We start from the raw sequence: 26,177 nt of genomic DNA, 5'->3' as shown, positions 1-26,177 counted from the left end.
AGGCGTGACAGCGCGGGCGACCGCTCAGCGGCACACCACCAGCGCGTCCAGCGCGACGGCTCCCTGTCCCCTGGGCAGCACCATCAGCGGATTGACGTCCAACTCCGCGATGTCGTCCCCGAGTTCGAGCGCCATGCGCTGCACCCGGATCACGACCTCCATCAACGCGTCCACATCGACCGGCGGCCCCCCGCGGACCCCGTGGAGAAGCGCCCGGCCCCGCAGCTCGGACAGCATGGCCCGTGCCTGGTCCTCGCCGAAGGGCGGCACACGGACGGCCGTGTCGCGCAGCACCTCGACGAGGACACCGCCGAGCCCGACGGTCACGGTCGGCCCGAAGAGCTGGTCGTGCGTGACGCCGACGACCATCTCGACGCCCCGCTCGACCATCTGGCACACGAGCACCCCGTCGAGCGAGATCCCTTCGTAGTGCGCGATGTCGGTCAGCTCGCGATAGGCGTCGCGGACCTGACTGGCGGAGGTCAACCCGATCTTCACCAGACCGAGTTCGCTCTTGTGGGCGATCTGCGCGCCGGAGGCCTTCATGACGACGGGGTAGCCGACCTGGCTCGCCGCCCGCACGGATGCCGCCGCGCTGGTCACCAGCTGCTCGCGCGGCACGCGGATCCCGTACGCGCGCAGCAGCTGCTTGGCCGCGTGCTCGCTCAGCTGCTGCCCGGGACGCATCAGCGCCTGCGCCTTGCGAAAGGAGGGCGAGGGAGTGCGCGGCGCCTCGTCGAAGGGGGAGCGGTACGCGGAGACGAACCGGTGGTGGTCCAGGTAGGCGCGGACGGCGGTGATGCAGTTGGCGAACGTACGGAAGGTGGCGACCCGGGACGACCCGAGCAGCGTCTCGCGGTACGCGGCCTCCGTGCCGACCGGCGACCCCCACACCACGCACACCAGCTTGTCCGTCTGCTCCGCCGCGTCCACCAGATCCTGTGCGAGCTTGTCGCTCATGGGCGGGAAGGGCCCGGTGATGGGGCAGATCAGCACCCCGACGGCAGGGTCGGCGAGGATCGCGTCGATGATCTTCCGGCCGCGCCAGTCGCCGACGGGGTGGCCGCCGTTGTCGACCGGATTGGCGACGTTCAGGTACTCGGGTATCCACTCGTGCAGCTCGGCCTGCTTGTCGGACGACAGCGTGGGCAGGGACAGGCCCGCCTCGCTCGCCAGGTCCGCGAAGTGCGCGCCCGTGCCGCCCGAGATCGAATAGACGACGACCCCGTCGGCCTGGGGGGTGCGGGCCCGCGCCAACAGGGCGGCGGTGTCCTGGAGTTCGTCGAGTCCGTCGACGCGGATCACGCCGTACTGCCGCATCGCCGCGTCCACCACCGTGTCGGCGCCGGTCAGCTTGCCGGTGTGTGAGGCGGCGGTGCGGGCGCCGGTCTCGGTGCGGCCGACCTTGACCGCGACGACGGGCACCCCGCGCCGGGCGGCGCGGTCGGCGGCGAGCAGGAAGGAACGGCCGTCCTTGAGGCCCTCGACGTAGCAGGCGATGGCGCCGACCTCGGGCTGTTCGGAGAAGTAGGAGATGAAGTCGGCGGTCTCCAGGTCGGCCTCGTTGCCGGTGGGTGCCCAGTGGGAGAGCCGCACGCCCAGCTCCTGCATCGCGAACACCGGCCGTCCCTGGTGGCCGGACTGGGTGATGAGCGCGATCGCGGGACCGTCGAGGTCGTCGCGGAACTTCTCGAAGGCGTTGAGGTTGGTGTTGGGCCCGAGCAACCGGAGGCCGGAGCGGCGGACGGCGGTGGTGAGGCGGGTCTGCGCGGCGGCGCCCTCGGCTCCGGTCTCGGCGAACCCGGAGGCGAAGGCGACAGCGAACTTCACCTTGGCCTCGGCCAGTTGCTCGATCACGGGAAGGGGGTCGCCGACCAGCAGCACGGCCAGGTCGACCTGCTCGGGCAGGTCCGCGACGGAAGGGGAGCAGGGTATGCCGAAGACCGACTGACGGGTGGGGTGCACGGGATGCAGCCGGGCGCCGACCCGCTCGGCCCAGGCGATCAGCTGCCGGGTGATGCCGGTGTTCGGCCGCCCCTCGGCGTCCGAGGCGCCGACGACGGCCACGGACTCCGGACGGAAGAAGCGGTCCAGGTCGGGTGCGTCGGCGTACAGCGGGCGGCCGCTGACGTCGAGGTCGTCGACCTCGGCCGGCCGACCGTGCACGACCGGTGAGGGTTGCTCGCCGCAGGCGATGACCCGGGCCCGGCGGGAGTCGGTGGTGAGGGTGCCGTGGGTTGATCCAAGCATCGGTCCGCCCGCTCCTGTGTGACAGCCAACTTCTAACTGACGCAGTGTCAGATTACTTAACTGACGCCGTGTCAGGAACTGTTGTGCAGGCAAAGACCTGTGAGGCGGGCACCTTGGTGGTACCCGCCACACGGAGGTCAGGAACGCCATAGGGAAGTCAGCGACCCGTCACAGCGCCGCCAGGACCTCCTTCGCCACCCGCTCGCCGGAGCGGACGGCGCCGTCCATGTAGCCGTTCCAGTAGGTGGAGGTCTCGGTGCCGGCCCAGTGGATGCCGCCGGCGGGCCTGCGCAGGGCCGGGCCGTACTCGGTGAGGACGCCGGGCGGGGCGTAGGCGACCGGGCCGCCGCGGGAGAAGCCCTCGTTGTCCCAGCGTTGGAGCACGAAGGAGGTGGGGGACTTGGCCTTGTCGCCGAAGTAGGTGGCGTAGTCCTTGAGGACGGCCGCCCTGACCTCGTCGACCGAAGAAGCGTCGAACGCGCGCATCTCGTCGGCCTCGATGAAGCCCATCAGGGCGCCGTAGGAGGCGTCGGGCGGCGAGTTGTCGAAGGTGGAGCGGACGATGCCGGTGTCGCTGACGACCTGGCCGTTGAGACCGTCGGCGCGCCAGAACGGGGTGTCGTACACCGCGATCGCCTTGCCGATCGATCCCATCGGCAGCCGCTGGCTGAGCTGGTCGCGGTCGGCGGGCAGCAGCGGGTCGTACGTGATGCGCGCGGCCAGCGGTGGCGGCAGGGCGACGACGACGCGGCGGGCGGTCACCGTGATCCCGTCCGCGGTCACCAGATAGGTGCCGCCGGACAGGGTGATGGAGCGGACCGGGGCGCTGAGCACCACCCGGTCGCCGAGGGTCGCGGCGAGTTTGATCGGCACCTGCTGGGAACCGCCGACGAAGCGGCTCTCCTGGGCGCCGGTGGCGGTCTCCGTCAGTCGTTCCAGGGTGCCGGGGGTCGAGGCGTTGCCGGCGGCGGCGATGTAGAAGAGGACGTAGAGGAGGGAGAGTTCGCGGGGCTGTGCCGAGAAGATGGACGTGCAGGCCACGTCGAAGAGGAACTTGGCGGACGGGATGACGGCGTTCGCCCTGAGCCAGGTCTCGAAGGTCTGCCGGTCCCATTCCCCGGCCTTGGCGCCGGTCCAGGGCGCGTCGACCGGCACCTTCGTGGCCATGTCGTCGAGCAGGGCCTGCACGGCGGCGGCGTTGGCCAGCCCGGCGACGTCGATGGGCGGGACCGATCCGAGCGGGCCGTCGGTGGCGTAGGGGGTGCGGGTGCCGTCCTTGTAGAGGAGGTTCTTGCCGGTGTTGTACGTGGCGAAGGTCGCCACGCCCAGGGAGTCGGCGAGGGCCTTGATGCGGTCCTGGGTGGGGCCGATGAACTCGCCGCCGCCCTCGGTGAAGCCGCCGTTCGCCAGCTTCAGGTTGACGACCCGGCCGCCGACGCGGTCGCGGGCCTCCAGGACGACCACGGACCTGCCGGCCGCCACCAGATCGCGGGCCGCGGTGAGTCCGGCGAGCCCGCCGCCGACGACGGCGACGTCGGCCTCGCGGGAGGCGGTGGCGGCGGATGCGGTGCCTGCGGCGACGCCGGTGAGGGCGACCCCCGCGAGCCCGGTCGCGGCGGCACCGCCGAGAAGCGAGCGCCGGGAGAGTCGGGGTGATGGCTGAGGGGAGGGCTGTCTTTCGCGTGCCACGTTCATCCTCCGTCGAATGCGAGAGGTTGGGTGGAGCTGGAAAGTGAGCAGGGCTCGCATTCTGGCCCCCCTGGCCGCATCGGTACAGCACTCTCGCCACATCTGACGCACGCGTAACACGCGTGGCACGTCAGGGAGTTGAGAGTTCGTATGCCGGGCGCCGCTGAAATCAGCGCGTGACGGAGGACGGTTTCCGCGTCACGGAGCGGGCCACCGCCTTCGCGATCTTCTCGGCGTCGAGGGCGAGTTCGCGGAACATGCCGCTGATGGGGTTGGTGAAGCCGGTGAAGTACAGGCCGGGGGCGTTCCTGGGGGTGCGGGCGCCGTGCACGACGGGGCGTCCGCGGTCGTCGAGTACGCCGAGGTGCCCGACGACAGCCTCCAGCGCGCGGAGGTACCCCGTCGCGGCGATGACGACGTCCGGGCCGATCCGGTCGCCGTCGGCGAGCACGACCTTGCCGTCCTCGAAACCGTCCACCGCGGCCACGATCTCCACCTGGCCCTTGCGGACGGCGTCGATGAGGCCGACGTCCTGGACGGGGATGGAGCCCTCGTTGACGCGGGAGTAGAGCCCGGTGTCGGGGCGGGGCAGCCCCTGGGCCGACAGGTCCGGCACGCTCAGTTTGGCCATCGGCCCGGCGAGGCGGTCGACGAGGCGGACCGGCAGCCGCCGTACAAGAATCCCGGTGAACTGGGCGGCCCAGCCGGCTGTCGAGCGGCGCACGATGTGCGGGGCCGTGCGGACCGAGAGACGCACGCGCGAGGCGCCGCCCTCGATCAGGTCCACGGCGATCTCGGCACCGGTGTTGCCGACGCCGACGACGAGGACGTCGCGGCCGGCGTACGGGGCGGGGTTGCGGTACGCGCCGGCGTGCAGGAGCTCGCCGGTGTAGGTGTCGCGGCCGGGCCAGTCGGGCAGGTGGGGCGTGTGGTTGTAGCCGGTGGCGACGACCACCGCGCTGCCGGTCAGTTCGCGGCCGCCGGTGGCGTGCAGCAGCCAGCCGTCGCCGTCCGGCGCGGGCTCGACGCGCGAGACCTCGACGCCCGTGACGATCTCCAACTGGTGGTGTTCGGTGTACTTCTCCAGGTAGCGCACCACGTTGTCACGTGACACCCACCGCCCGAACGAGCGTGGCATCCCCAGCCCCGGCAGCGCGGACAGCCGCCGCGTCGTGTGCAGGTGCAGCCGGTCGTAGTGGCGTCGCCAGGACGCCCCGACCTTGTCGGACTTCTCCAGCACGACGGCCCGTACGCCCTGGGCGCGCAGCGCGTACGCCGCCGCGAGTCCACCGGGGCCGCCGCCGATCACGTACACGGGGCGGTCTTCGTGGGACGGCACCGCGCGGGGCGTCGAGGAAGCAGTCGAGTCGGCCATGAGCGCGAGCGTAATCACGCCCCCGCTTGATAGGTCTCGGTCAAGACCGGAATCGGTTGCGAACTGATCACGGGTGTAGGAGGAGTGGGTGGGGCTGGTGGCGTAGGTCACCTGGTTGTGTGTGGGGTGTGCAGGGGCGAGTGGCCCCCGCCTCTTGCGCAGACATGCTCCGTACGCTGAACTGACGTACCGTCAGATTCCGCGTGCGGCAGGAGGTTCGGCCATGGACACGATCTGGCTCAGCGGGGCGGAGTGGCTGGCCGTGCTGCGGATCGGGCTCGGGCTGTGGTGGCTGGAGAGCTGGCGGCACAAGGACAAGAAGGGCTGGTTCGAGCGGGGCACCGGGATCGCGTGGGCGGCGGACGTCGCGGCCAAGCACCGGTGGAACGCGGTGCGCTCGGGCTTCGACGTGGTGGTCGCGCCGCGCCCGCGGACGATGGCGTACGTCGTCGTGTACGCCGAGCTGGCCCTCGGGCTCGGCCTGGTGGCCGGACTGCTGACGCCGATAGCCCTGGTCGGCGGGCTGCTCCTGAACGTCCTCTATCTCGTCCTCATGATCCACGACTGGGCCGAGCAGGGGCAGAACTCGATGATGGCCCTGATCTCGGTGGTCGGGCTGTTCGGAATGTCGTGGCAGACGTGGTCGCTCGACAGCGCGATCGGACTGTTCCAGTGAGCGCGGGGTTCGATGTCCCCGAGGTGGACGCGTTCACTCGCCCGTACTGGGACGGGGCGGCCGAGGGGCGACTGCTGGTGCGGCGCTGTGGTGGGTGCGGGCGGGCCCATCACTACCCGCGGGAGTTCTGCCCGTACTGCTGGAGCGAGGACGTGGTGTGGGAGCGGGCGAGCGGCCGGGCCACGCTCTACACCTGGTCCGTCGTGCACCGCAACGACCTGCCGCCGTTCGGCGAGCGTGTGCCGTACGTCGCCGCCGTCGTCGACCTCGCCGAGGGCACCCGGATGATGACCGAGGTGGTGGAGTGCGAGGAGGGCGCGCTGCGCGTCGGGATGGAGCTGGAGGTCGCCTTCCGCGCGGGTGTGCCGGTTTTCCGGCCCCGGACGCCGCTGCCCCCGGGCTTTCCGGGCGTGAGCCGAGGGTGAGGGGTCCCCGGGCTGTGCCCCGTACGGCCGGCGCGTTTCAATGGCCGGATGGCTGACGTCCACGAGCACCACGCGACCCATCCTTCCCCCGAGCTGAGCGGTCACGGTCTGCGGCTGCGCCTTTGGAACACGGAGTCCGACACCGACGTCGCGGCGTATCTGCGCGGGCTGTCCGACCCGGAGTTCCAGCGCTGGAACACGCCGCTCAGGATGATCCGGGACCTCGACGGCGCCCGTGAGTCGCTCCGCTCGCGTACCGAGAGCACGGCGGACGGCACCGGGTTCTCCTTCTGCGTCATGGACGCGGACACCGACGCGATCCTCGGCCACATCGGTGTCAACGAGATCAACCACGTCATGAGCCGTGCCATCGTCGGCTACTGGGTTCTCCCCGAGGCCCGCGGCCGCCAGGTCGCCACCCGCGCCCTGGCCCTCGCCGCCCGCTACGGCTTCGCCGACCTCGGCCTGCACCGCCTGGAACTGGGCCATGCCCTCGGCCACGAGGTGTCCTGCCGCGTCGCCGAGCGGTGCGGATTCCGGTACGAGGGGACGCTGCGGGGCGCGATGTTCGAGGCGGGGCGGCATGACGCGTTCCGCGACGAGCATCGGCACGCGCGGCTGGCTACGGATCCCGAGCCGCACCTGGGACTCCCGGAGGCGTCATAAAGCCGCATCTTGGACTGCCGGAGCGCCGTAAAGCCGCATCCGGGGGCTGCCGGAGGCGTTGTAAATCGGAGGCGCGGCGCGGTCGGCCCAGGGGATCATGGGACATGGACTCTGGTGCGTACGACTGGCAGCTCACCCATGACCTGGACGTCTTTCTCGGACGGGCCGGGGAGTTCCTTCGCTCGCGGCCCGCGGAGCACACCGTGGCGCTGACGGTGACGGACGCGTTGCGCCGACGCGGGCCGCACGGGTTCGGGGAGGGGACGCCGGTCTTCGGGTTCCTGGAACGGGAGGGTTCCGTACGGGCGACCTTCTTTCGGACACCGCCGTACCAGCTGAACGTCACACCGCTGTCCGAGGAGGACGCGGACGCCCTCGCCGCCCGGCTCGCGGAGGCGGGGCACAGCCCGCCCGGGGTCTCCGCCGCCCGCGCCACCGCCACGGCCTTCGCCGAGGCCTGGCAGCGGCGGGCGGGAGCCACGGTCGCACTCCGGCGGCAGGAGCGGCTGTACCGCCTCGGCACGCTGACGCCGCCCGAGCCCGCGCCGCCCGGCCGGGCCAGGGTCGCGACCGAGGCCGACCGGGACCAACTCGCCCGCTGGTGGGAAGAGTTCACTGGGATCATCGGCGATGGCGCCTCGCGCGACGCCGGCGCCTGGGCCGACGACCGGATCTCGTACGGCGGCGTCACCCTCTGGGAGACCCCCGACGGCACCCCCGTCTCCATGGCCGGCGCGACCGCGCAGGTCGCCGGGCAGATCCGCGTCGCCCCCGTCTACACCCCGGCCCACCTTCGCGGCCACGGTTACGCGGGCGCCGCCACCGCCGAGGTCAGCCGCGCCGCGCTCGCCTCCGGAGCCGAAGAGGTACTGCTCTTCACCGACCTCGCCAATCCCACCAGCAACGGCCTCTACCAGCGCATCGGCTACCGCCCGGTCTCGGACTCCGCGACATACGACTTCACGATGTAGGACTGCAGGACGTGGGACTTCAGGACATGCGAGTGCGGGCACATGAGACTGCGGGCACATGAGACTGCAGGACCTGCGACCGTGGGACGTACGACGTCACGGCCACAGCAGCTCCTTGAGCCAGCCGTCGTCGTCCGTCTCGCGGCGGTAGGTGAGGCGTACGTGCCGGCGCCGGGCGTCGCCCTGGAAGAACTCCACCTCGTCCGGCCGGAGGCGGTACAGGGTCCAGGTGGGGGCGGGCGCGTCCGGCTCCCGCTGGGCCCGGTCCCACGCCGCGTCCGACGCCCGCGCCAACTCCTCCCGCGACGGCAGGACTTCGCTCTGGCGGCCGACCAGCGCGGCGGCCAGCGCACCCGTGGAACGGGCGTGCAGGTCCGCCTGGCCCTCCTCCGGCGGCGCGACGGCGACGGGGCCACGAAGCCGGATCTGTCGCCCTTGTGCGGGCCAGTAGAAGCCGAGGGCGGCATACGGGCGGGCGGCCAGCTGCCGCCCCTTGCGGCTCGTCGCGTGCGTGGCGAACGACCAGCCGGCCGCGTCCGCGCCGTGCAGCATCACGATGCGGACGTCGGGCAGGCCGTCCTCGCCCGCCGTCGCCAGCGACATCGTGTGCGGCTCCGGCTGCCCGGCCGCCACCGCCTCCGCGAACCACCGCGTGAACAGGGCCAACGGCTCCTCCGGGGCCTCCTCCGGCTCGAAGCCGGGCAGCTCCGTGTCCCACACCCGCAGCGATCTCAGCAGCTCATGAAGATCCGGTTCCATGCCCCTGAGTATCACTCGCGGGTCCGACACGCGGTGACTACGGCGACGGCCCGACCCTCGCACCCGAGGTCACCAAGGACACGAAGGGCACCTTCGCGAAGGGCGGCGGTCACACGTACCTGGCCCTCGACACCCACGCCGACTACGAGGTCTCCGACGTCGACCTGCGCGGCGCCCCCGGCGCCAAGCGCACGCTCCGCCTCACCGTCCGCAACAACGGCCCCGCCGACTCCGGTTCCTCCACCCAGCTGGTGTTCAGCCCTCCCTTTGGTCTGACCCTGCTGAAGCAGCCCATGCAGGAGTACGACGACGACGTCTTCAGGCCCTACTGCGAGAGCAACGGCTTCACGTACACCTGTGACATCGGCGAACTCGGGCCGGGAAAGTCCCGCACCTTCGAGTTCACCGTGCGCCTCGGCGATCCGGGGGAGGGGACTGTCAGCCTGCTGGACAAGGACCCGCCCAGCGAGTTCGACTCCGGCCGCCACGACCCGACCCGTCCAATGACGAGGCCACCATCACCGTACGGCCGTAGACCCGCTCACCCCCGGCCCAGCACCACCGTCCCCGACGAGCAGAACCAGCCCCCGGTGCCGGAGGCCACGGCCAACTGCGGCAGCCCCCCGTCCGGCCTCCGCACCTGCCGTCCCTCGCCCGCCTCCCCGCGCAGTTGACGCACGGCCTCGACGATCAGGAACAGCCCGCGCATGCCGGGGTGTTGGGCCGACAGCCCGCCCCCGTCGGTGTTCACCGGCAGCTCCCCGCCCACCAGCAGCCGCCCCTTCCCGGCGTCCACGAACGCTCCCCCCTCGCCCTTCGCGCAGAAGCCGAGATCCTCCAGGGTCACGAGTGTCATGTAGGTGAAGGCGTCGTAGATCTCGGCGAGGTCGATCTCCTGCGGGCGCACCCCCGCCCGCTGAAAGGCCAGCCGGCCGCTCACCGCGGCCGGGGACACCGTGAAGTCCTCCCACTCGGACATGGTGGTGTGCGAGACGTGCTCGCCGGCGCCGAGGATCCACACCGGGTCCGTACGGCAGTCGCGTACGTACTCCTCGGCCGCGAGCAGCACCGCCGCGCCGCCGTCGGAGCGGATGCAGCAGTGCAGCTTGGTGAAGGGGTCCGCGATCATCGGGCCGGACAGGACGTCGTCGACGGTGATCGGGTCGCGGAACATCGCCTCCGGATTCGCCGCCGCGTTCGCGCGGGCCTGGACGGCGACCGAGGCGAGCTGTTCCGGCGTCGTGCCGTACTGGTGCATGTGGCGGCGCGCGGCCATCGCGTACTTGGCGATCAGCGTGTGGCCGTACGGGACCTCGAATTGCAGCGGGCCGCGCGCGCCGAAGGAGAGGTTTCCCGTGCGCCGGCCCGCCTTGACGTCCGCGCGAGCCGTCGAGCCGTAGACGAGCAGCACCGCGTTCGCGTGGCCCGCCGCGATCGCGTCCGCCGCGTGCGCCGCCATGACCTCCCAGGTGGCGCCGCCGACGGAGGTGGAGTCGACCCAGGTGGGCTTCAGCCCCATGTATTCGGCCACTTCTACGGGGGCCAGGGTGCCCAGGCCCGCCGACGCGAAGCCGTCGATCACCGATCGGTCCAGGCCCGAGTCGGCCAGCGCGCGGCGGGCCGCCTGGGCGTGCAGGGCGTACGGGGTCGCCTGCTCCACCCGGCCGCAGTCGGAGAGGGCTATGCCGACGACCGCGACCCTCCGCTGTCCTGTCCGCTGTCCTGGAGTCATGAATCTGACGGTACATCAGATAAGTCCTCCGCCGGGAGGTGGTCGCACCCCTGTGCATCTGCCACCCCTCGCCCTAACATGACGGCTCGTCAGATCCGGGAGGAACCCACCCATGGACGCCCGTTTCACCGCCGAGCAGGACGAGATCCGCCGCACTCTGCGGGAGCTGCTGGTCAAGCGCTGCGGCCCGGAGGAGCTGCGGGCCGCCGTGCGGACCCCCGCCGGATACGACCCGGCACTGTGGGAGGCGCTCGCGCAACAGCTCGGGCTGCCCGGGCTCGCCCTCCCCGAGGCGTACGGCGGTGTCGGCTGCTCGGCGACCGAACTCGCCCTCGCCTGCGAGGAGTCGGGGCGCGCCCTGGCCCCCTCGCCGCTGCTCGCGACCGCCGTCCTCGCCGCCCCGCTGATCCTGGCCCTCGGCACCGGCGCCCAGCGTGCCGAAGTGCTGCCCCGTCTCGCCTCCGGCGAGCTGACCGCCGCCCTCGCCGTACCGGGCGCGGGGCTAGCGACGGCGCTCGGGCTGGTCGGCGACAACCGCGGGGACTGGGCGGGCGACGGGCGCGCCGGAGGCGTACAGGCGCGGCGGGCCGAGGGCGCCTGGCGCCTCTACGGGCAGGCGGCACAGGTGCTCGACGGACACAGCGCGGGGCTGCTTGTGGTGGCCGCGCACACAGGGGGCTTCGCTCGGTCGCGGACGCTGCTGTTCCTCGTACGAGAGGGCGTCCAGGGGCTCGTACGAGTGCGGCAGACGTCCTTGGACGAGACACGGCCGCAGGCCCGGGTCGAACTGCGGGACGTAGAGGCCGAGTTGCTCGGCGACGACGGCTCCGACGTGCCCGCCGCGCTCGCCGCCGTCGGGGACACCGCCGCCGCCGTGCTCGCCACGGAGGCCGTGGGTGCCGCCGACCGCGCGCTGGAGCGGACCGTCGAGTACGTGCGGCAGCGCGAGCAGTTCGGGCGGGCGATCGGGTCCTTCCAGGCGGTGAAGCACCGGCTCGCGGATGTGTATGTGGGGGTGCAGGCGGCGCGGTCGGCGGCGTACTACGCCGCGTGGGCGGCCGGTGCGGGCGGGGAACGGGTGGGTGCGCTCGCGCTCGCCCAGGCCCTGGAGGCGCTGCGCACCGCCGCCTCCGAGGGCATCCAGCTGCACGGCGGCATCGGCTTCACCTGGGAGCACGAGGCCCATCTCTACTTCAAGCGCGCCTCCGGCGACGAACTGCTCTTCGGTCCGGTGCATCGGCTGCGGGGGTACGCCGCCGACGCCGCGCGCCTCTTCGACGGCGGGGAGGTGGCGGTCTGATGGCCGAGGCGGAGGGGCCGGGCGGGGAACCAGCTGTGGGATCGGGCGGGGGGCCGGGTATGGGATCGGGTGTGGCGCCGGGCAGCGGATCGGGTACGGGGCCGTCTGCGAGGCCGGGCACGGAATCAGGTGCGGGACGAGGTGCAGGTGCGCGCGCGGAATCAGGTGCGGGACCGGACAAGGAACCAGGTATGGGACCGGGCATGGGTTCAGGTGCGGGGCCGAGGAGGATTCCCGGGGTCCGGCTGGTGCAGAAGGTGTCCTCGACGCGGGCCTTCGCCCGGGTCGCCCCGCACCTGGTCCCCGCCCTCGACCGCGCCGTGCACCGGCTGACCCGCGGCAAGGTGCTGCTCAGCGCGCAGATGCTGCCGGGCGTCATCCTCACCGCGCGCGGCGCGAAGAGCGGGCTGGAACGGCGGACGCCGCTGGCCTGCATGCCCGAGGGCGCCGCACCGGATGGCGGCCCGGGAAGCTGGATCCTCATCGGCTCCAACTTCGGGCGTACGGACCACCCCGCCTGGACCGCCAATCTCCTCGCCCACCCCGACGCCGAGATCAGCTGGAAGGGCGAGGACATCGCGGTAACCGCTCATCTCCTCGAGGGCGAGGAGCGGGACGCGGCGTGGAAGGCGGTGCTGTCGTTCTGGCCGCCCTACGCCACGTATCAGGCGCGGGTCGACCGTGAGATCAGGCTGTTCCGGATCGTGCGGCGCTGAAGGACGTGACTCCGCCTGGGCGCCCGTAACCCTGTCCGGGTGTCCGTAACCCGTCCGGGCGCCCGGGAAAGTCCGTTGCGGGCCGGGCGCCCGTCGCCGGACAGTGGGTCCATGACGCTGCCCACCCCTCCGCCCGGTCTGACCTTGCGCCCGGCGACACTCGACGACGCGGCGGCGGTGTGTGCGCTGCTCAACGAGATCGACCTGCTGGAGATCGGCCGCGCCGACACCGAACTGGCCGAGGTCCAGGCCGACTTGAAGCATCCCGAGGTGGAGCTGGAGCGCGACTCCTGGCTGCTCTTCGACGGGGACCGGCTGATCGGATACGGCCTGCTGTGGGACGACTCCGGCGGCGAGCGGATCGACATGGACCACTACACGCTGCCCGACCGGTCGCAGGCCGCACTGCACCTGTTCGACCTGATGGAGGCCAGGGCCGCGGAGCGGGCGGCCGCCAACGGTGCGTCGCGGGCGGTGGTGCACCTGCACCTCAACATCGATCCCACCCTGGACCTGAACGCACTGCGCGGCCGAGGCTGGCGCCCGGTCCGCCGCTACAACGTGTTGGCCCGCGACCTGTCCGGCGCGACCGACCTGCCGCCGACGCCTCCGCCCGGTGTGACCCTGCGTCCCTGTCCCGCCGAGCCGGACCGGCGGCGCGCCCACGCACTGCTCCAGGAGTCCTTCGCCGACCACTTCGACTTCCAGCCGCGTACGTACGGACAGTGGCTGGACGACATCGACGCCGAGCGCGTCGACTGGTCGCTGATCTGGATCGCCCACGTCGACGGACTCGGGGACGCGGCGGTGCTGCGCACCCACAACGACCGCGCCTCGATGGCCTGGATCGGCCACCTCGGCGTCCTGCGCCGGGCCCGGGGGCGGGGCCTCGGCAGCTACCTCCTGCGCCATGCCTTCGGGCACTACGCGGCGCTGGGCCGCGACCGGATCGGCCTCGGTGTGGACACCGACAACAGCAGCGGCGCGCTCGCGCTCTACGAGCGGCACGGCATGACCCTCGACTTCGCCGTGGACACCTGGGAGCTGATCCGCCCCGTCTGACCGAGGGGCGGTGCCGTCCGTCGGTTCGGCCTCACAGCGTGGCCAGGCGCTCCACCAGCAGAAACCCGCCGATGCCGAGCATCGCGGCCCCGGAGGTGCGGGCCACCGCGCGGGCCGCGGCCGGCCTGGCCCCCAGGACGGCGCGGGCCAGCACGCCGACGCCGAGGTAGACGGCGGCACAGCAGGCCATGTGGACCGCACCGAGCACGGCGGTCTGCGCGGCCACCGGCGCCCCGGCCGCCGGCCTGAGGAACTGCGGCAGTACGGAGAGGTAGAGCAGCAGGCCCTTGGGATTGAGGCCACTGATCGCGGCGCCGCGGAGGAACGCTCGGGAGCGAGAGGGGGAGGGAGAGGGGGAAGGGGCGGGGGCGGGAGGCTCGGCGCTCGCCGGCGGTGCGGTGGTGTGGGCTCGGGCGGCTACCGGTGCGGTGGTGTGGGCCCCGGCGGCTACCAGTGCGGCAGCGTCGGCTCCGGCCGCCACCGGAGCGGCAAGGTCGCCGCCTTCAGGTACCTGCGGCGTCGCCGGCCTCCGCAGGACCCCCCACCCCAGCCACACCAGATACCCCGCCCCCGCCATGGTGAGCGCGGTGAGCAGGCCCGGCGAGCCCGCGACCAGGACCGCCAGCCCGGCCACCGCGAGCAGCGTGTGCACGGCGTACCCGGCGACGAGTCCCGAGACAGCGGGGAGCACCGACCGGCCGCGCAGTCCCGCGGATATCGCGTACGCCCAGTCCGCACCCGGCACGCACACCAGCAGCAGATCCACGGCGAGAAACGCCGTGACCATTCCCCAGTCCATTCCCCATTCCATGCTGGGGACATTAGGCGCGATTGCCCCAAAGGTGTTTTCGAAATTTGCCCATGATCGGGGATTCCGGGGGAAGATCTGCCTCATGGACGCCGTGGACCAGAAGATTCTTGCCGAGCTCCAGCAGGACGGGCGGCTGACCGTGACCGAGCTGGCCGCGCGGGTGCGGCTCAGCGTCTCGCCGTGTCATCGGCGACTGCGGGAGCTGGAGCGCTCCGGCGCCATCCGGGGTTACCGCGCGGTCGTGGACCCGGCCGCGGTGGGCCTGACCTTCGAGGCGCTGGTCTTCGTCTCGATGCGCCAGGAGGACCGGGACACCGTCGCCGACTTCGAGCGCGCGCTGGCCGACATCCCCCACGTACTGGACGCGCAACGGCTCTTCGGGGAGCCGGACTATCTGCTGCGGGTCGCCACCGCCGACCTCGCGGCCTTCCAGCGGCTCTACGACGACCGGCTGGCGACGCTGCCGGGCGTGCAGCGGCTGACGTCGACGCTGGTGATGAAGCACGTGGTGACGGACCGCCCGCTGCCCGCATAGAGCCTCGACGGCCACCACAGCGCAGCAGGCGGCAGCCCACACCGGTGGACTGCCGCCTGCATGACAGGAGTTGGGGGCAACAGGGAAGGGGCGTACTACTTCGTCGGCTTCTTCCCGGTCACGCCGAGGTGCACCAACAGCGCCAGATTGGGCTTGAGTTCAGCCTGCTTGACGCCCCACGTCTGGAAACCCTTCTGGTGCGAAGCCACCGCAGCGAGCATGGCGACAAGGGAACCGGACATCGCCGCGGGGTTCACGTCCTTGTCGACCTTGCCCCTGGCCTGGAGGTCGGCGACCGTGTCCGTAAGGGAGTTGTTCACGGAGTTCAGGATCTTCATGCGGATCTTGTAGAACCGTTTGTCGCCCTCGGCGGCGCCCAGATCGACGACCCTGAGGATCGCGTCGTTCTTGCGCCAGAACTCCAAAAAGCCGTCGACGAGTTCCTGTGCGGTCTGCCAGCCGGCCTTGCCGACCCAGGAACGCCCTTCGAGCAGCTGGGTCAACCCAGCGCCCTCCGTGGCCATTTGCTCGGCGATCTCAAGGACGGCGCCTTCGACGTCCGGGAAGTACTGATAGAAGGTCGCCGGTGAAGTGCCCGCCTTCCGGGCGACATCAATGACTTTGACGTCCCGGTAGGGCGAGGAGCTGAGCATCTCGCTGAGGCAGTCGAGCAGCTTCTGCCGGGTCGCCTGCCCTCGCCGTCCGGCCACGCGGCCGTCGACGGTACGCACTTGTCCTGTCATGCCGTCAGCTTACCGAGGGGTGATCGGAGCGCGATTCGGCCGACTGCAAATGGGGTGCTTGGGTGGCTGCGGGGCCGATATCGGTGGGGTGGCGGTGGGGTGCGGGGCCGATATCGGTGGAGTGGCGGGGGTGCGGGTGTGGAGTGGCGGGGGGTGCGGGTGTGGAGGAGCGTGGGTAGTCGGGGGATGCGGCCGGGGTGTGGGTGGAGTGTGAGCCACCGCGCGCGGTGGATGAAAGGCCGTTAGCTTGACCGCATGGCCGAATCAGACGTTTCCTCTGATTTCCGAGAAGGCGTGCCCTGCTGGGTCGACGCGCAGCTCCCCGACGTGGAGGCGGGCAAGCGCTTCTACGGCGAGCTCTTCGGCTGGACATTCGCCGAGGGGTACGGCCCCGACGGCCTGGCGCACCTCGACGGTGAGCCCGTCGCCGGTCTTACGCCCAAGTGGGACGGCCGGATGCCCACCGTATGGACGGTGTATTTCGCGACGCCCGACGCCACCGCACTCTCCCGGCGCATCACCGACGGGGGCGGCCAGCTCATCACGGCACCGACGCCGGTCGACTCCCTGGGCACCATGGCCCTCGTGACCGACCCGGAGGGTGCCGTCTTCGGCCTCTGGCAGGCCGGCACCCACGCCGGCTTCGGCAGGCGGCACGAGCGGGGCTCCTTCTGCTGGGCCGAGCTGTACGCGCGGGACACCACGACGGTCGACCGGTTCTACGGCGCCCTCTTCCACGACGCCCTCTTCGGCCCCGACGCGACCCCCGACTTCGGCCGCGCGCCCGTCTCCGACGTCTTCCCGGCCGAAATGCCGCCGCACTTCCTCGTCCACTTCGGCGTCGAAGACTGTGACGCGGTACTCGGGACGGTGAAACGGCTCGGCGGACGGGTCCAGGCGACACCCTTCGACACGTCGTACGGACGGGTGGCCGTGGTCACGGACAATCAGGGGGCGTCGTTCGCCGTACTTCAACGGTGATACGTGGGGCTTTTGTCCCGAGACACCCCGATTCGCCCCCGGGTTCGCAACCTGTGGCCGAGCCAGGAAGAATCGGGGTGCGTGCCGCCATGGCGGTGCGGTGGTGAGACGCTGCACGGGGCCGCGTTCATACGTGGATGACGTGGCCCGTACGGGGAGGTGGCAGGCAAGTGGTGGATCAGCTGACGCAGCACGATCCGCGGCGGATCGGGCCGTTCGAGGTGCTGGGACGGCTGGGTGCCGGCGGCATGGGGCTGGTCTATCTCGCGCGCTCGGCTTCCGGCCGGCGCGTGGCGATCAAGACGGTCAGGACGGAACTCGCCGAGGACCAGCTGTTCCGGGTCCGCTTCACACGAGAGGTCGAGGCCGCGCGGGCGGTTTCCGGCTTCTACACGGCGGCCGTGGTCGACGCCGACCCGCGCGCGGCCGTGCCGTGGCTGGCCACCGCGTATGTGCCCGCGCCCTCGCTCGAGGAAATAGTGAATGAGTGCGGGCCGCTCCCGGCCCAGGCGGTGCGCTGGCTGGCGGCGGGTGTGGCCGAGGCCTTGCAGTCCATCCATGGCGCGGGTCTGGTGCACCGGGACCTCAAGCCCTCCAATGTCCTCGTCGTCGAGGACGGACCGCGTGTCATCGACTTCGGCATCGCGTCCGGCGTCTCGAACACCCGCCTGACGATGACGAACGTCGCCGTCGGTACGCCCGCGTACATGTCGCCCGAGCAGGCGAAGGACTCGCGCAGCGTGACCGGCGCGAGCGACGTCTTCTCGCTCGGCTCGATGCTGGTGTTCGCCGCCACGGGGCACGCGCCCTTCCATGGCGCCAACCCTGTCGAGACGGTCTTCATGCTGCTGCGGGAGGGCCCGGACCTGGAGGGGCTCCCGGACGAACTCCGTCCGCTCATCGAGTCCTGCATGCAGATGGAGGCGACGGGACGCCCCAACCCGGCCGACCTCCAGGCGCAGCTGGCTCCTCATCTCTTCGGCTCCGGCTCCGACGACAGCGGTACGGCGTCCGCGTGGCTGCCCGAGCGGGCGGTGGGCCTGATCGAGGCGCGCCGTGGGGGCCGTCCCGCGGTGAAGCCGTCGTCGAGTGGCGGGGGGCGCAGTGGTGGACGCCCGGTCGTGCCGCCGCCTCCCTCGCACGCCCCCGTGCCCGTCGGGGCGCCCGACAGCGGTCCGGTACGGCTCGCCGGTGCCCAGGTGCCCATCGGCCCCGGGCCGCGCGTCGCCGACGCCCGCGCCGCCGCCGTCAAGGCACCTCCTCCCGAGGCGGGCCTCGCCGCATCCTGGTCCCGGCCGCGCGCCGGCGTGAACGGCGCCGATCCCGCGCCCACCGTGGCACCGCCCCCGCCCGCCGAGTCGGCCTCCGGCTGGCGCCCCTGGCGTTTCCGCATGTCGAACGACGTATGGGGTACGCCGTCGGTGGCGGACGACCTGGTCTACGTCACCTCCTTCGAGGTCCACGCGCTGGACGTGGCGACCGGCCGGCGCCGCTTCAAGACGCGTGATGTGGCGTGGTCGATGGCGGTGGCGGACGGCCGGATCCATGCGTCCGACGGGCCGACGCTCTTCGCCCTGGACGCCCGGGAGGGCGGTGACTTGTGGCGACTGTCCACCGACGCCTGGGTGTACTCGCTCAAGGCCGACCGGGGGACGGTCGTCACCGGCACGCGCGGGGGCGGCGTACAGGCCTGGGAGGCCTCCAACGGGCAGAAACTGTGGGAGATCACCGGCGCCCAGACGGACTTCGAGTCCCCGGAGGCCGGACCCGCCGTCCACGACGGCACGGTGTACGTCTGGAAGGACGCCCGGCTGCTTGCCCTGGAGGCCCGTACCGGTGAGGAGCGCTGGTCGTACCCGATCGGCGATGCGGCGTCGTGCGGCGGAGTCCCGGTGCGCCTGGCGCAGGCGCCCGACGGCTACGTGTACGTCTCCGCCGGAACCCGTGTGCTGGCCGTCGACGTGGCGAGCGGTCATGTCCGCTGGCACTTCGAGGCGCCCGCCGTCTTCCTCTCCCCGCCGGCCTTCGTGCCCGGCCCGGCTGTGACGGGCGGTGGCGTCTACCTGGCCGACTACCTGGGCACGGTGTACGCCCTCGACGCCACCGACGGGCGCGACCGCTGGCGCATCGCCACCGAGTCGCGCGCCTCGATCGAGCCGGTCCTCGTCGCTGCGGGGCATGTCCACGTGGGCAGCGGCAAGGGCCTCTACACGCTCGACGCCGTCACCGGCACGCCGAAGTGGCGGTTCCAGGCGGGGGGCGACCTGGTGGGCGCGCCCGCCGTGGCCGAGGGCCGCATCCACTTCGGCTCCACGGACCATCTCCTCTACACCCTGAAGGCGGACGACGGCCGGCTCCGCTGGAAGCTCGCGACGGGCGGGGAGATCACCGGGGCTCCCGTCGTCAAGGACGGCGTCGTCTACGCCTGCAGCAAGGACCGCTGCGTGTACGCGCTGGACGCGGAAAAGGGGACGGGGACGGCTCGGACGACGTGACGGGGGCTGGGGTGGGAGTTTCCTCGCTCAGCCGCCCCCACCCGTGGGAGCTTGTAGCGCAGTTCCCCGAGCCCCTTTCGGGGGCGCGGCGAACTGCGCAGTCTTTTGGCGGGGGTCTGGGGGCGGCAGCCCCCAGGGACGATGGGGGTCCCCCCGCTCGAGCGAAGCCGAGAGTGGGGGAGGGCAGGGGCGGAGGGGGCGAAAAAACTCACCCGTGACGGCCGTCGTACCGGCCACGGAAGGGGCTCCGTACGGCGGCCGTCGCTCAGGGGAGCGGGCGCGGCCCCCGCTCTCGGTGCAGACGCTACGCCGAGTGCGACGACCCCGCCACGCGACGCCGTCCGTGCCCCGGGTACCGCCGAGTAGCCCTATCGCAACCGAAAACCGGGCCGCCGGGCCATGAAGAGCCCCGCCTGCCCCTCCCCCGGAAGGTTGCCCATCGAGACGAGCTGCGGAGCATGCGCGAGCGCGGCCGCGCGGGCCGCCTCCTTGGCCAGCCACAACGCCCGCACGGTCCCCTGCACGGCCTCGACCGGATACGAGGCGATGACGGCGGCACAGTCGACGGCAGCCGCCAACACCTCACCAGGGGCGGTGACTTCGGACACCAACCCCACCTCGTACGCCCGCCGCGCGGAGATCCGTTCGGCGGTCCCCATCAACGCCATCCGCGCCACCTCCCCGAACGGCATCCGCAGCGCCATGTGGATGGACTCGTACGCGCTGACCATCCCGTACGTCGTGTGCGGGTCGAAGAACGTCGCCCCCTCGTCCGCCACGATGAACTCGGCCTCCCCGAGCAGATAGAAGGCACCCCCGCACGCGATCCCGTTCACGGCCGCGATCACCGGCTTCCACAGGTCGTTCGCCTTCGGCCCGATCGCGACGAGCGGATCGTCCACCATGTAGGGGGAGTTGGGCTGCGGAACGACCACGCCCCGGTCGATCCCTGTGCAGAAGGCCCGCGTACCCGCTCCTGTGACGACGACGGCCCGTACGGAGTCGTCGTAGCGGAACTCCCGCCATGTGGAGGTGAGTTGGGCGGCCGTATCGAGGTCGATGGCGTTGAGCTTCTCGGGCCGGTCGAGAGTGAGGACGGCGACCCCGGTGTCCTTGTCGGCGCTGACCCTCAGGTGACCATCACCGCCGCTCACGGCCGCTCCAGAACCCAGCGCGGCACGGACATGCCGTTCACCTCCGTGAAGACCGCCTGCACCCGTGCCCCGATCCTTATCCGCTCCGGGGGAACGGAGTTGAGCGGTGCCTCGGGCCCGCTCACCAGATTCCCCACGAGCCGTATCCGCGGGGCCTCCGCCAGCTCCACCACGATCGCGTTGTACGGGGCCTGCTCCGCGTAGGCGGGCAGGAGCGGCGGATGCGGTATGACGTACGACCACACGCGCCCCCTCCCGCTCATCTTCCGCCACTCGCTCGTGAAGGAGTGGCAGTGCGGGCAGCAGGGCCGGGGCGGAAAGCGGAGTTCGTCGCAGTCGGCGCACGCCTGGATCCGGAGTTCGCCCTGGGCGGCGTACTGCCAGAAAGGCGCTCCGTCGTCGTCGAGGACGGGGGAGAGCAGGGACTCGTTCATGCCGGTCTTCATGTCAGCTCCTTCAGCTCCTTCAGCCTCTTCAGCTCCTTCAGCTCCTCAGGCCCTCAGGCCCTCAGGCCCTCAGAAGGAGGGCGGAGGTCGGGACCCCCTCCCCCGCCGTGACCAGGCAGGTGGCCGCCCCCGGCACCTGCGCCGTGCTCGTGCCCCGCAGTTGCTTCACGCCCTCATTGATGAGGTTGAAGCCGTGCACATACGCCTCGCTGAGACCGCCGCCCCCCGTATTGATGGGCAGCCGTCCGCCGATCTCCAGCGCGCCCCCTTCCGTGAAGGCCGCGCCTTCCCCCCGTCCGCAGAAGCCGTATCCCTCCAACGAGAGCGGTATGAGCGGCGTGAACGCGTCGTAGATCTGCGCCACGTCCACGTCCTCAGGTGTGAAGTCGGCGTGTTTCCACAGGTGTCGGGCGGCGGTCCAGGCGGGCCCGGTGAGCGGGTCGTCGTTCCAGTAGTTGACCATGCCGTGGTGCTGGGCGGGCAGGCCCTGGGCGGCGGAGTGGACGTACACGGGCCGCTGCCGGCAGTCCCGCGCCCGCTCGGCGGACACGATGACGCATGCCAACGCCCCGTCGGTCTCAAGACAGTTGTCGAAGAGGCAGAGGGGTTCGCTGATCCAGCGGGAGGTCATGTACATCTCGCGGGTGAGGGGTCGCTCGTACATGATCGCGGCGGGATTCTGATTGGCCCGGTTGCGGCAGGCGAGCGCGACATTGAAGAGGTGATCGCGGGTGGCGCCGTACTCGTGCATGTACCGGCGGGCCAGCATGCCGATCTCATCGGCCGGGCGCAGGAGCCCGAAGGGGCGGGTCCACTGGGCGGGGGTGGGGAGTTGGACGCTGGTGTTCTTCCACGGTCGTGGGCCGGATCCCCTCTTCCGCGACCGCCAGGCGACCCCCACCGTCGCCTGTCCGCCGGCGATGGCGGCGGCGAGATGCGCGACGGTGGCGCAGGAGCCACCCCCTCCGTACCCCACCTTGCTGAAGAAGCTGAGGTCACCAAAACCGACGGCCTTGGCCACCTCCACCTCGTCCGTCTCCTCCATCGTGTAGGAGGCGAGGGCGTCGACTTCGGCGGGCGCGATCCCGGCGTCGTCGAGGGCGGCGAGGATGGCACGGCAGGCCAAGGTCTTCTCGGATTCGGGGAGTTGCTTGGCGAAGGGGGTCTGCCCGATTCCGACGACGGCGGTGGCGTCCTTGATTCCCGCCATGCGCGCACCTCCCGATGGAGTCCCGACTGCTGACAGGCCGTCAGGCTACAGCTAATCTGACGGTCAGTCAGCTAGTGGTCGTCGGTCATGGGGAGGCGTGCGATGCGCGGGGACCTGGAGTGGGGCAGCATCCCGGGGCTGGTGCGCTCGGCGGCGACGCGCTTCGCGGACCGCGAGGCGGTCGTCGAGGGCCGTACCCGTATCTCGTACGCCGAGTTGGGCGCCCGAGTGGAGCGCGCGGCGGCGGCCTGCATGGCGAGCGGGGTACGACGGGGCGACCGGGTCGCCATCTGGGCCCCGAACACCCTCGACTGGATCGTCTCCGCGCTGGGCGCGGTCTCCGCGGGAGCGACCCTGGTCCCCCTCAACACCCGCTTCAAGGGCACGGAGGCGGCGTACGTCCTGTCGCGCAGTCGCGCGAAACTGCTGTTCGTGACCGGAACCTTCCTGGGGACGTCGTACGTGGCGTCGCTGCGGAGGGCGTCCGGCGAGGGCCCAGGATCCGGCCCGCTGCCCGGCCTTCCGTACCTGGAGCAGGTGGTGGTGCTCGCGGACGACGCCCCCGCCGACTTCCGTACCTGGAAGGACTTCCTGGCGGACGGGGAGGGCGTGGGAGCGGCGGACGTACGACAGCGGGCCGACACCCTCTCCGGCTCCGCACCCTCGGACATCATCTTCACGTCGGGAACCACGGGCCGCCCGAAGGGTGCGCTGATCACCCACGCGCAGACCCTCCGCGGCTACGAGATCTGGAGCGACCTCGCGGGCCTCCGCGAGGGCGACCGCTACCTGATCGTGAACCCCTTCTTCCACACCTTCGGCTACAAGGCGGGCATCGTGGCCTGCCTGATGCGCGGCGCGACGATGATCCCGCAGCCGGTGTTCAACGTGGACACGGTGCTGGCGAACATCGCATCGGAACGCATCTCGGTCCTCCCGGGCCCGCCCACCCTCCACCAGTCGCTGTTGGACCACCCGTCCCGGGACACGTACGACCTCTCGGCTCTGCGCCTGGTGGTGACGGGCGCGGCGGTGGTGCCGCTGCGCCTGGTGGAACGCCTGCGCTCGGAACTCGGCGTGGACACGGTGCTGACGGCGTACGGCCTCTCCGAGGCGAGCGGCATCGTCACGATGTGCCGCCGGGGAGACGCGCCACCGGTGATCGCCTCGACCTCCGGGCGGGCGATCCCGGGCACGGAGGTGCGGGTGGTGGACTCGACGGGGGTGCCCCTTGGAGCCGGCTCCCCGGGCGAGGTCCTGGTCCGCGGCTTCAACGTCATGCAGGGCTACTTCGAGGACCCGGACGCCACGGCGGCCGTCCTGGATGCCGACGGCTGGCTGCGCACGGGCGACGTCGGCGTCCTGGACGACGCCGGCAACCTCCGCATCACCGACCGCATCAAGGACATGTTCATCGTCGGCGGCTTCAACGCGTACCCCGCGGAGATAGAGCAACTGCTGGGCCTGCACCCGGATGTGGCCGACGTGGCGGTGATCGGGGTTCCGGACGGGCGGCTGGGGGAGGTGGGCAAGGCGTACGTGGTCCGCCGGGCGGGGGCCGTAGTGACCGCGGACGACCTGATCGCCTGGTCACGGCGCGAGATGGCGAATTACAAGGTGCCGCGGGTGGTGGAGTTCGTGGGGGAGCTGCCGCGGAATGCGAGCGGGAAGGTGGTGAAGGGGGAGTTGCGGGGGAGGTGAGGGGGCGACGGTGGCGGACCAGGCTGTGGCTCGGAACAGCAGGACGGGGCCTTCCGGGGTCTTCGCGTCGCGGACAGGAATGACTCTGGGGAGGCCTTCAGCGACCTCAACACAGTCACTGCCAGGCGGCTGCGGGGACCGGCGTTTTCAAGCGGCCCCAACAGCCACTTGAAGGCGCCGAGAAGTCGAAGTCGGCCCTCGCGGGGGACGGATGAGGGTGCGGCTCAGGGCTCGGCGAGGCTGCCTGCAGGCGGGCCGGTCGCGGCGGCAACCAGGGCCGCACGGATCTCCTGGATCATCCGTGCAGGGCGGTGGAAGACGTCCTCGGCGGTGTAGCGCAGGAGCGCACGGACTTCCGAGCACCGGAGGATCTGGTTGAAGCGGTACACGTCACGGCGGTGGGAATCCCGGGTGCCGTGGTAGGCGTAGCCCTCGATCTCCACCCCCAGGCCCTCGGCCCGGAACAGGAAGTCCAGGAAGCGGTGGCGGCCGTCGGGCGTACGCAGCTCGGCCTGGGACTCGGGGCGCAGGCCAGCGTCGCGCATCCGCAAGCGGGCGATCGTCTCGGCGGGTGACCCGGAGCCCGGGTCGGCCAGCTGCAGCCGTCTGCGGGCCCTGGACGTGCCCTGGAGGGAGGTGTCCAGCGCGGCGGTGAGTGCGCTGACGGTGGTGAGGGGAGCGCGGCGCACCCGGCCGACCGTACGCCAGGACAGGGCCGAGGCGACGGCGACGAGGGCCTCGTCCCTCGGCCCGGCCCGCAGCAGGTCGGCGAGCGTGCGGTCGACGGCGGTGACCCACAGGCCGTTCCGCTCCGCCACGTCGGCGGTCACGAGGGGGATGCGATGCACGCGTACGCCCTTCCCCTCACGGCGGGAGCAGAGCTGTGGGTCGGTGAACTCCACGGGGTCTCTGTGGCCCGGCTGAGCGTCTCGATCCGCCAGAGGACGGCCGCCGAACGGTGACTCACGACGAGCTGAGGTTTGAGGAGCTGTGTGGCCCTGAGACGTATGACGACGTCCACTTCCCGCCCCGGCTGCACCCAGGCGCCCGTCTGGACCCGCGTCCATCCCTCCGCGCCCAGCCGTGGAAAGAGGGAGGCCCGCGGCCACCCGGCTGCCAGAGCCCGCGAGATGAGCAACACGCCCCCGTCCACGAGCGTCGTCAACTCCGTGCGCTCCACGGGCACACTTTCCCAGAGGCAGCGGGCACGCCCCTTGGCCCTATGGATAACCAGCTGAGACCCGCACTAGGCACAGTAATTGGCAGATACGTCCCACGAGTGGGCGTGTGCAGCTGGGCTGTTGCGTCAGGAACGTGGAACGGATCTGCCAATTACTCCCTTCCCAACTCTGCTCAGGGCTGTCAGGAAGGCGTTCCAGGCGGAGGTCGGGAACAGGAGTGCGGGGGCGCCGTCACGATGGCCGCCGCGTCCATCGCAACTCTTTGCCGTAGACGGTCGGGACGCTCTCCGAGCCGTCGATGTCCTTGCGTCGCGCCACGGCTTCCCGCCCATTCCCCAACTGCCCCGCACAGTTCCACAGTTCGCATTTGGGATCCCGAACCCCTGCGCCAGCACCTGGAGGAGCCCTGCGCGGATGTTCAGCTCGATGCGGTGGCGTTGCGGTGGGGAGTGGAGCAGGAGCCGGCGGGCGAGACGGTCTGGTGCGAGCTGGCGGAAGCGCTCACGCCGGATACGGCGAGGAGGGCCGGGCGTGGCCCGGCCCTCCTCGAGGGATGAACTGATCAGCTCGTGCAGCGCTACTCCGTGGCGCCAGTGACATGGGTGTTGTCCGGCGTGACCGTGACGTGCGTGTTGTCCGGCGTGACCGTGACGTGGGTGTTGGCGAACGCGGGGACTGAGGCTCCGCCCGCTGCAGCCACGGCGATGGCGACAGTGACGAGAGCCTTCTTGGTGCGAGTCATGCCAACTCCTGTTGGAGAGAGGGCTTCGGGACACCGAGTGACGCTAGCGTCAGGGGGGGGCAATTGTTCGATAGGTTCGAATGGTTCCCGCCATTGATTGACCTGAACCCTGCACAGGACGCACATCGGCCGCGACGGCTCCCCCTCCGCGCCGTCGCGGCCGATCCCCGTGTGGTGTGGGTCCTAGGCAGGCTCGTCCGTGGCGTGGACGTTGTCCGTGGACGCGTCGCCGGTCTCTTCGCCCGGGGCGATCGGGTTCTTGCCGGTGAGCGGCTCGGTGGTGGCGTGCACGTTGTCCGTGGTGGCCGTCGGCTCGTCGGTGGCGTGGACGTTGTCGGTGCTGTTGGTGTCGCTCATGACTGGCTCCCCTGGCAGTTCTTCATCGATGCGGTTGCGGTAGTCGGAAAGGGCCCGCCCGGCAACTCCCCCGAGGGTCGCCGGACGGGCACTTCTGGGCCGATTCACCTTAAGGTGCGGCCGTTTGTCATCTCGTCTGCCCCCCGACGCGACGGATCGACAGGTTGAGAGTGCCTGGCGGCGATAAACGAACGATGAAC

General features: G+C 71.3%; 25 protein-coding genes and 1 pseudogene. 11 read left to right on the top strand and 15 right to left on the bottom strand.

Going from position 1 to position 26,177, the window contains the following annotated elements; genetic code table 11:
- Positions 1-24: 24 nt before the first annotated feature.
- The 3 genes from ACZ4RZ_RS32270 to ACZ4RZ_RS32260 form a co-directional block, all read right to left on the bottom strand.
- Positions 25-2,250 (bottom strand): acetate--CoA ligase family protein, encoded by a 2,226-nt coding sequence (locus tag ACZ4RZ_RS32270; RefSeq protein ID WP_467749967.1) that lies wholly within the window; start codon positions 2,248-2,250, stop codon positions 25-27.
- Positions 2,251-2,418: 168 nt separating this feature from the next.
- Positions 2,419-3,945 (bottom strand): flavin monoamine oxidase family protein, encoded by a 1,527-nt coding sequence (locus ACZ4RZ_RS32265; protein WP_467749965.1) that lies wholly within the window; start codon positions 3,943-3,945, stop codon positions 2,419-2,421.
- Positions 3,946-4,108: 163 nt separating this feature from the next.
- Positions 4,109-5,314, bottom strand: a complete 1,206-nt coding sequence (locus ACZ4RZ_RS32260; RefSeq protein WP_467749963.1) for a flavin-containing monooxygenase — start codon at positions 5,312-5,314, stop codon at positions 4,109-4,111.
- Positions 5,315-5,537: 223 nt separating this feature from the next.
- Between ACZ4RZ_RS32260 and ACZ4RZ_RS32255 the strand changes: the two genes are divergently transcribed.
- From ACZ4RZ_RS32255 to ACZ4RZ_RS32240, 4 genes are all read left to right on the top strand, one after another.
- On the top strand, positions 5,538-5,990 hold the full coding sequence (locus ACZ4RZ_RS32255; protein ID WP_369247344.1) for a DoxX family protein: 453 nt from the start codon (positions 5,538-5,540) through the stop codon (positions 5,988-5,990).
- Positions 5,987-6,415: a Zn-ribbon domain-containing OB-fold protein gene (locus ACZ4RZ_RS32250; protein WP_467749961.1), complete on the top strand. Its 429-nt coding sequence runs from the start codon at positions 5,987-5,989 to the stop codon at positions 6,413-6,415. The genes ACZ4RZ_RS32255 and ACZ4RZ_RS32250 overlap by 4 nt, the downstream gene beginning before the upstream one ends.
- 48 nt (positions 6,416-6,463) lie before the next feature.
- Positions 6,464-7,081, top strand: a complete 618-nt coding sequence (locus tag ACZ4RZ_RS32245) for a GNAT family N-acetyltransferase (protein ID WP_467749959.1) — start codon at positions 6,464-6,466, stop codon at positions 7,079-7,081.
- 104 nt (positions 7,082-7,185) lie between these two features.
- Positions 7,186-8,052 (top strand): GNAT family N-acetyltransferase, encoded by an 867-nt coding sequence (locus ACZ4RZ_RS32240; RefSeq protein WP_467749957.1) that lies wholly within the window; start codon positions 7,186-7,188, stop codon positions 8,050-8,052.
- A 96-nt stretch (positions 8,053-8,148) separates the two neighbouring features.
- On the opposite strand, the gene ACZ4RZ_RS32235 is transcribed toward ACZ4RZ_RS32240, so the two are convergent.
- Genes ACZ4RZ_RS32235 through ACZ4RZ_RS32225 form a run of 3 tightly spaced genes read right to left on the bottom strand, consistent with a single transcriptional unit; the run spans position 8,149 to position 10,543 of the window.
- Positions 8,149-8,811 carry a pyridoxine/pyridoxamine 5'-phosphate oxidase gene (locus tag ACZ4RZ_RS32235; RefSeq protein WP_467749955.1) on the bottom strand — a complete coding sequence of 221 codons (663 nt, stop codon included), beginning with the start codon at positions 8,809-8,811 and terminating at the stop codon, positions 8,149-8,151.
- Between the two features lie 11 nt (positions 8,812-8,822).
- A complete protein-coding gene (locus tag ACZ4RZ_RS32230; RefSeq protein ID WP_467749953.1) occupies positions 8,823-9,299 on the bottom strand; it encodes a hypothetical protein in 477 nt (158 codons plus the stop codon).
- 53 nt (positions 9,300-9,352) lie between these two features.
- Positions 9,353-10,543: a thiolase C-terminal domain-containing protein gene (locus tag ACZ4RZ_RS32225; protein ID WP_467749951.1), complete on the bottom strand. Its 1,191-nt coding sequence runs from the start codon at positions 10,541-10,543 to the stop codon at positions 9,353-9,355.
- A 112-nt stretch (positions 10,544-10,655) separates the two neighbouring features.
- On the opposite strand from ACZ4RZ_RS32225, the gene ACZ4RZ_RS32220 reads away from it, so the two are divergent.
- From ACZ4RZ_RS32220 to ACZ4RZ_RS32210, 3 genes are all read left to right on the top strand, one after another.
- Complete coding sequence (locus ACZ4RZ_RS32220) at positions 10,656-11,843, top strand: acyl-CoA dehydrogenase family protein (protein ID WP_467749949.1); 1,188 nt, start codon at positions 10,656-10,658, stop codon at positions 11,841-11,843.
- A gap of 203 nt (positions 11,844-12,046) precedes the next feature.
- On the top strand, positions 12,047-12,559 hold the full coding sequence (locus tag ACZ4RZ_RS32215) for a nitroreductase family deazaflavin-dependent oxidoreductase (protein ID WP_467749947.1): 513 nt from the start codon (positions 12,047-12,049) through the stop codon (positions 12,557-12,559).
- Positions 12,560-12,670: 111 nt separating this feature from the next.
- The gene (locus ACZ4RZ_RS32210; protein ID WP_467749945.1) at positions 12,671-13,621 is read left to right on the top strand and encodes a GNAT family N-acetyltransferase; all 951 of its coding nucleotides are present in this window, start codon (positions 12,671-12,673) and stop codon (positions 13,619-13,621) included.
- A gap of 31 nt (positions 13,622-13,652) precedes the next feature.
- Here ACZ4RZ_RS32210 and ACZ4RZ_RS32205 read toward each other — a convergent pair whose 3' ends face one another.
- Entirely contained in the window at positions 13,653-14,420 is a 768-nt protein-coding gene (locus ACZ4RZ_RS32205) for a LysE family translocator (RefSeq protein WP_467750131.1), read from the bottom strand.
- Positions 14,421-14,514: 94 nt separating this feature from the next.
- Here ACZ4RZ_RS32205 and ACZ4RZ_RS32200 point away from each other — a divergent pair, with 94 nt between their 5' ends.
- Positions 14,515-14,967: an Lrp/AsnC family transcriptional regulator gene (locus tag ACZ4RZ_RS32200; RefSeq protein WP_189186274.1), complete on the top strand. Its 453-nt coding sequence runs from the start codon at positions 14,515-14,517 to the stop codon at positions 14,965-14,967.
- 95 nt (positions 14,968-15,062) lie between these two features.
- On the opposite strand, the gene ACZ4RZ_RS32195 is transcribed toward ACZ4RZ_RS32200, so the two are convergent.
- Positions 15,063-15,710, bottom strand: coding sequence for a TetR family transcriptional regulator (locus tag ACZ4RZ_RS32195; RefSeq protein ID WP_467749943.1), 648 nt, complete (start codon positions 15,708-15,710; stop codon positions 15,063-15,065).
- Positions 15,711-15,965: 255 nt separating this feature from the next.
- Here ACZ4RZ_RS32195 and kbpA point away from each other — a divergent pair, with 255 nt between their 5' ends.
- On the top strand, positions 15,966-16,691 hold the full coding sequence (gene kbpA / locus ACZ4RZ_RS32190) for an AfsK-binding protein KbpA (RefSeq protein ID WP_467749941.1): 726 nt from the start codon (positions 15,966-15,968) through the stop codon (positions 16,689-16,691).
- Between the two features lie 170 nt (positions 16,692-16,861).
- On the top strand, positions 16,862-19,186 hold the full coding sequence (locus ACZ4RZ_RS32185; RefSeq protein ID WP_467749939.1) for an outer membrane protein assembly factor BamB family protein: 2,325 nt from the start codon (positions 16,862-16,864) through the stop codon (positions 19,184-19,186).
- A 368-nt stretch (positions 19,187-19,554) separates the two neighbouring features.
- Here the strand turns inward: ACZ4RZ_RS32185 and ACZ4RZ_RS32180 are convergent, their stop codons facing one another.
- From ACZ4RZ_RS32180 to ACZ4RZ_RS32170, 3 genes are all read right to left on the bottom strand, one after another.
- Positions 19,555-20,340 (bottom strand): enoyl-CoA hydratase/isomerase family protein, encoded by a 786-nt coding sequence (locus ACZ4RZ_RS32180; protein WP_467749937.1) that lies wholly within the window; start codon positions 20,338-20,340, stop codon positions 19,555-19,557.
- Positions 20,337-20,786: a Zn-ribbon domain-containing OB-fold protein gene (locus tag ACZ4RZ_RS32175; RefSeq protein WP_467749935.1), complete on the bottom strand. Its 450-nt coding sequence runs from the start codon at positions 20,784-20,786 to the stop codon at positions 20,337-20,339. The genes ACZ4RZ_RS32180 and ACZ4RZ_RS32175 overlap by 4 nt, the downstream gene beginning before the upstream one ends.
- Before the next feature lie 61 nt (positions 20,787-20,847).
- Positions 20,848-21,996 (bottom strand): lipid-transfer protein, encoded by a 1,149-nt coding sequence (locus ACZ4RZ_RS32170; protein ID WP_467749933.1) that lies wholly within the window; start codon positions 21,994-21,996, stop codon positions 20,848-20,850.
- 102 nt (positions 21,997-22,098) lie between these two features.
- Between ACZ4RZ_RS32170 and ACZ4RZ_RS32165 the strand changes: the two genes are divergently transcribed.
- Complete coding sequence (locus ACZ4RZ_RS32165; protein ID WP_467749931.1) at positions 22,099-23,697, top strand: FadD3 family acyl-CoA ligase; 1,599 nt, start codon at positions 22,099-22,101, stop codon at positions 23,695-23,697.
- Here ACZ4RZ_RS32165 and ACZ4RZ_RS32160 read toward each other — a convergent pair.
- The 4 genes and pseudogenes from ACZ4RZ_RS32160 to ACZ4RZ_RS32145 all read right to left on the bottom strand — a co-directional run.
- Positions 23,587-23,814: pseudogene (locus ACZ4RZ_RS32160) on the bottom strand (DUF397 domain-containing protein); the annotation flags it as partial. The gene ACZ4RZ_RS32165 and the pseudogene ACZ4RZ_RS32160 overlap by 111 nt on opposite strands.
- A gap of 107 nt (positions 23,815-23,921) precedes the next feature.
- Positions 23,922-24,599 carry a hypothetical protein gene (locus ACZ4RZ_RS32155; protein ID WP_467749929.1) on the bottom strand — a complete coding sequence of 226 codons (678 nt, stop codon included), beginning with the start codon at positions 24,597-24,599 and terminating at the stop codon, positions 23,922-23,924.
- Positions 24,600-25,455: 856 nt separating this feature from the next.
- Entirely contained in the window at positions 25,456-25,620 is a 165-nt protein-coding gene (locus ACZ4RZ_RS32150) for a hypothetical protein (RefSeq protein WP_467749927.1), read from the bottom strand.
- Positions 25,621-25,803: 183 nt separating this feature from the next.
- Positions 25,804-25,977 (bottom strand): hypothetical protein, encoded by a 174-nt coding sequence (locus ACZ4RZ_RS32145; protein WP_369247326.1) that lies wholly within the window; start codon positions 25,975-25,977, stop codon positions 25,804-25,806.
- Positions 25,978-26,177: the final 200 nt, after the last annotated feature.

It is taken from the genome of Streptomyces sp. NPDC027189 (genome assembly GCF_055566975.1).
This window is presented reverse-complemented; position numbering and strand designations above follow the sequence as displayed.

What these genes read in the sequence shown, in the direction of transcription:
- ACZ4RZ_RS32270 (WP_467749967.1), bottom strand. Translation starts at nt 2,250, where the DNA reads ATGCTTGGATCAACCCACGGCACCCTCACCACCGACTCCCGCCGGGCC.
- ACZ4RZ_RS32265 (WP_467749965.1), bottom strand. Translation starts at nt 3,945, where the DNA reads ATGAACGTGGCACGCGAAAGACAGCCCTCCCCTCAGCCATCACCCCGA.
- ACZ4RZ_RS32260 (WP_467749963.1), bottom strand. Translation starts at nt 5,314, where the DNA reads ATGGCCGACTCGACTGCTTCCTCGACGCCCCGCGCGGTGCCGTCCCAC.
- ACZ4RZ_RS32255 (WP_369247344.1), top strand. Translation starts at nt 5,538, where the DNA reads ATGGACACGATCTGGCTCAGCGGGGCGGAGTGGCTGGCCGTGCTGCGG.
- ACZ4RZ_RS32245 (WP_467749959.1), top strand. Translation starts at nt 6,464, where the DNA reads ATGGCTGACGTCCACGAGCACCACGCGACCCATCCTTCCCCCGAGCTG.
- ACZ4RZ_RS32240 (WP_467749957.1), top strand. Translation starts at nt 7,186, where the DNA reads ATGGACTCTGGTGCGTACGACTGGCAGCTCACCCATGACCTGGACGTC.
- ACZ4RZ_RS32235 (WP_467749955.1), bottom strand. Translation starts at nt 8,811, where the DNA reads ATGGAACCGGATCTTCATGAGCTGCTGAGATCGCTGCGGGTGTGGGAC.
- ACZ4RZ_RS32225 (WP_467749951.1), bottom strand. Translation starts at nt 10,543, where the DNA reads ATGACTCCAGGACAGCGGACAGGACAGCGGAGGGTCGCGGTCGTCGGC.
- ACZ4RZ_RS32220 (WP_467749949.1), top strand. Translation starts at nt 10,656, where the DNA reads ATGGACGCCCGTTTCACCGCCGAGCAGGACGAGATCCGCCGCACTCTG.
- ACZ4RZ_RS32215 (WP_467749947.1), top strand. Translation starts at nt 12,047, where the DNA reads ATGGGTTCAGGTGCGGGGCCGAGGAGGATTCCCGGGGTCCGGCTGGTG.
- ACZ4RZ_RS32210 (WP_467749945.1), top strand. Translation starts at nt 12,671, where the DNA reads ATGACGCTGCCCACCCCTCCGCCCGGTCTGACCTTGCGCCCGGCGACA.
- ACZ4RZ_RS32205 (WP_467750131.1), bottom strand. Translation starts at nt 14,420, where the DNA reads ATGGACTGGGGAATGGTCACGGCGTTTCTCGCCGTGGATCTGCTGCTG.
- ACZ4RZ_RS32200 (WP_189186274.1), top strand. Translation starts at nt 14,515, where the DNA reads ATGGACGCCGTGGACCAGAAGATTCTTGCCGAGCTCCAGCAGGACGGG.
- ACZ4RZ_RS32195 (WP_467749943.1), bottom strand. Translation starts at nt 15,710, where the DNA reads ATGACAGGACAAGTGCGTACCGTCGACGGCCGCGTGGCCGGACGGCGA.
- kbpA (WP_467749941.1), top strand. Translation starts at nt 15,966, where the DNA reads ATGGCCGAATCAGACGTTTCCTCTGATTTCCGAGAAGGCGTGCCCTGC.
- ACZ4RZ_RS32175 (WP_467749935.1), bottom strand. Translation starts at nt 20,786, where the DNA reads ATGAAGACCGGCATGAACGAGTCCCTGCTCTCCCCCGTCCTCGACGAC.
- ACZ4RZ_RS32170 (WP_467749933.1), bottom strand. Translation starts at nt 21,996, where the DNA reads ATGGCGGGAATCAAGGACGCCACCGCCGTCGTCGGAATCGGGCAGACC.
- ACZ4RZ_RS32165 (WP_467749931.1), top strand. Translation starts at nt 22,099, where the DNA reads ATGCGCGGGGACCTGGAGTGGGGCAGCATCCCGGGGCTGGTGCGCTCG.
- ACZ4RZ_RS32150 (WP_467749927.1), bottom strand. Translation starts at nt 25,620, where the DNA reads ATGACTCGCACCAAGAAGGCTCTCGTCACTGTCGCCATCGCCGTGGCT.
- ACZ4RZ_RS32145 (WP_369247326.1), bottom strand. Translation starts at nt 25,977, where the DNA reads ATGAGCGACACCAACAGCACCGACAACGTCCACGCCACCGACGAGCCG.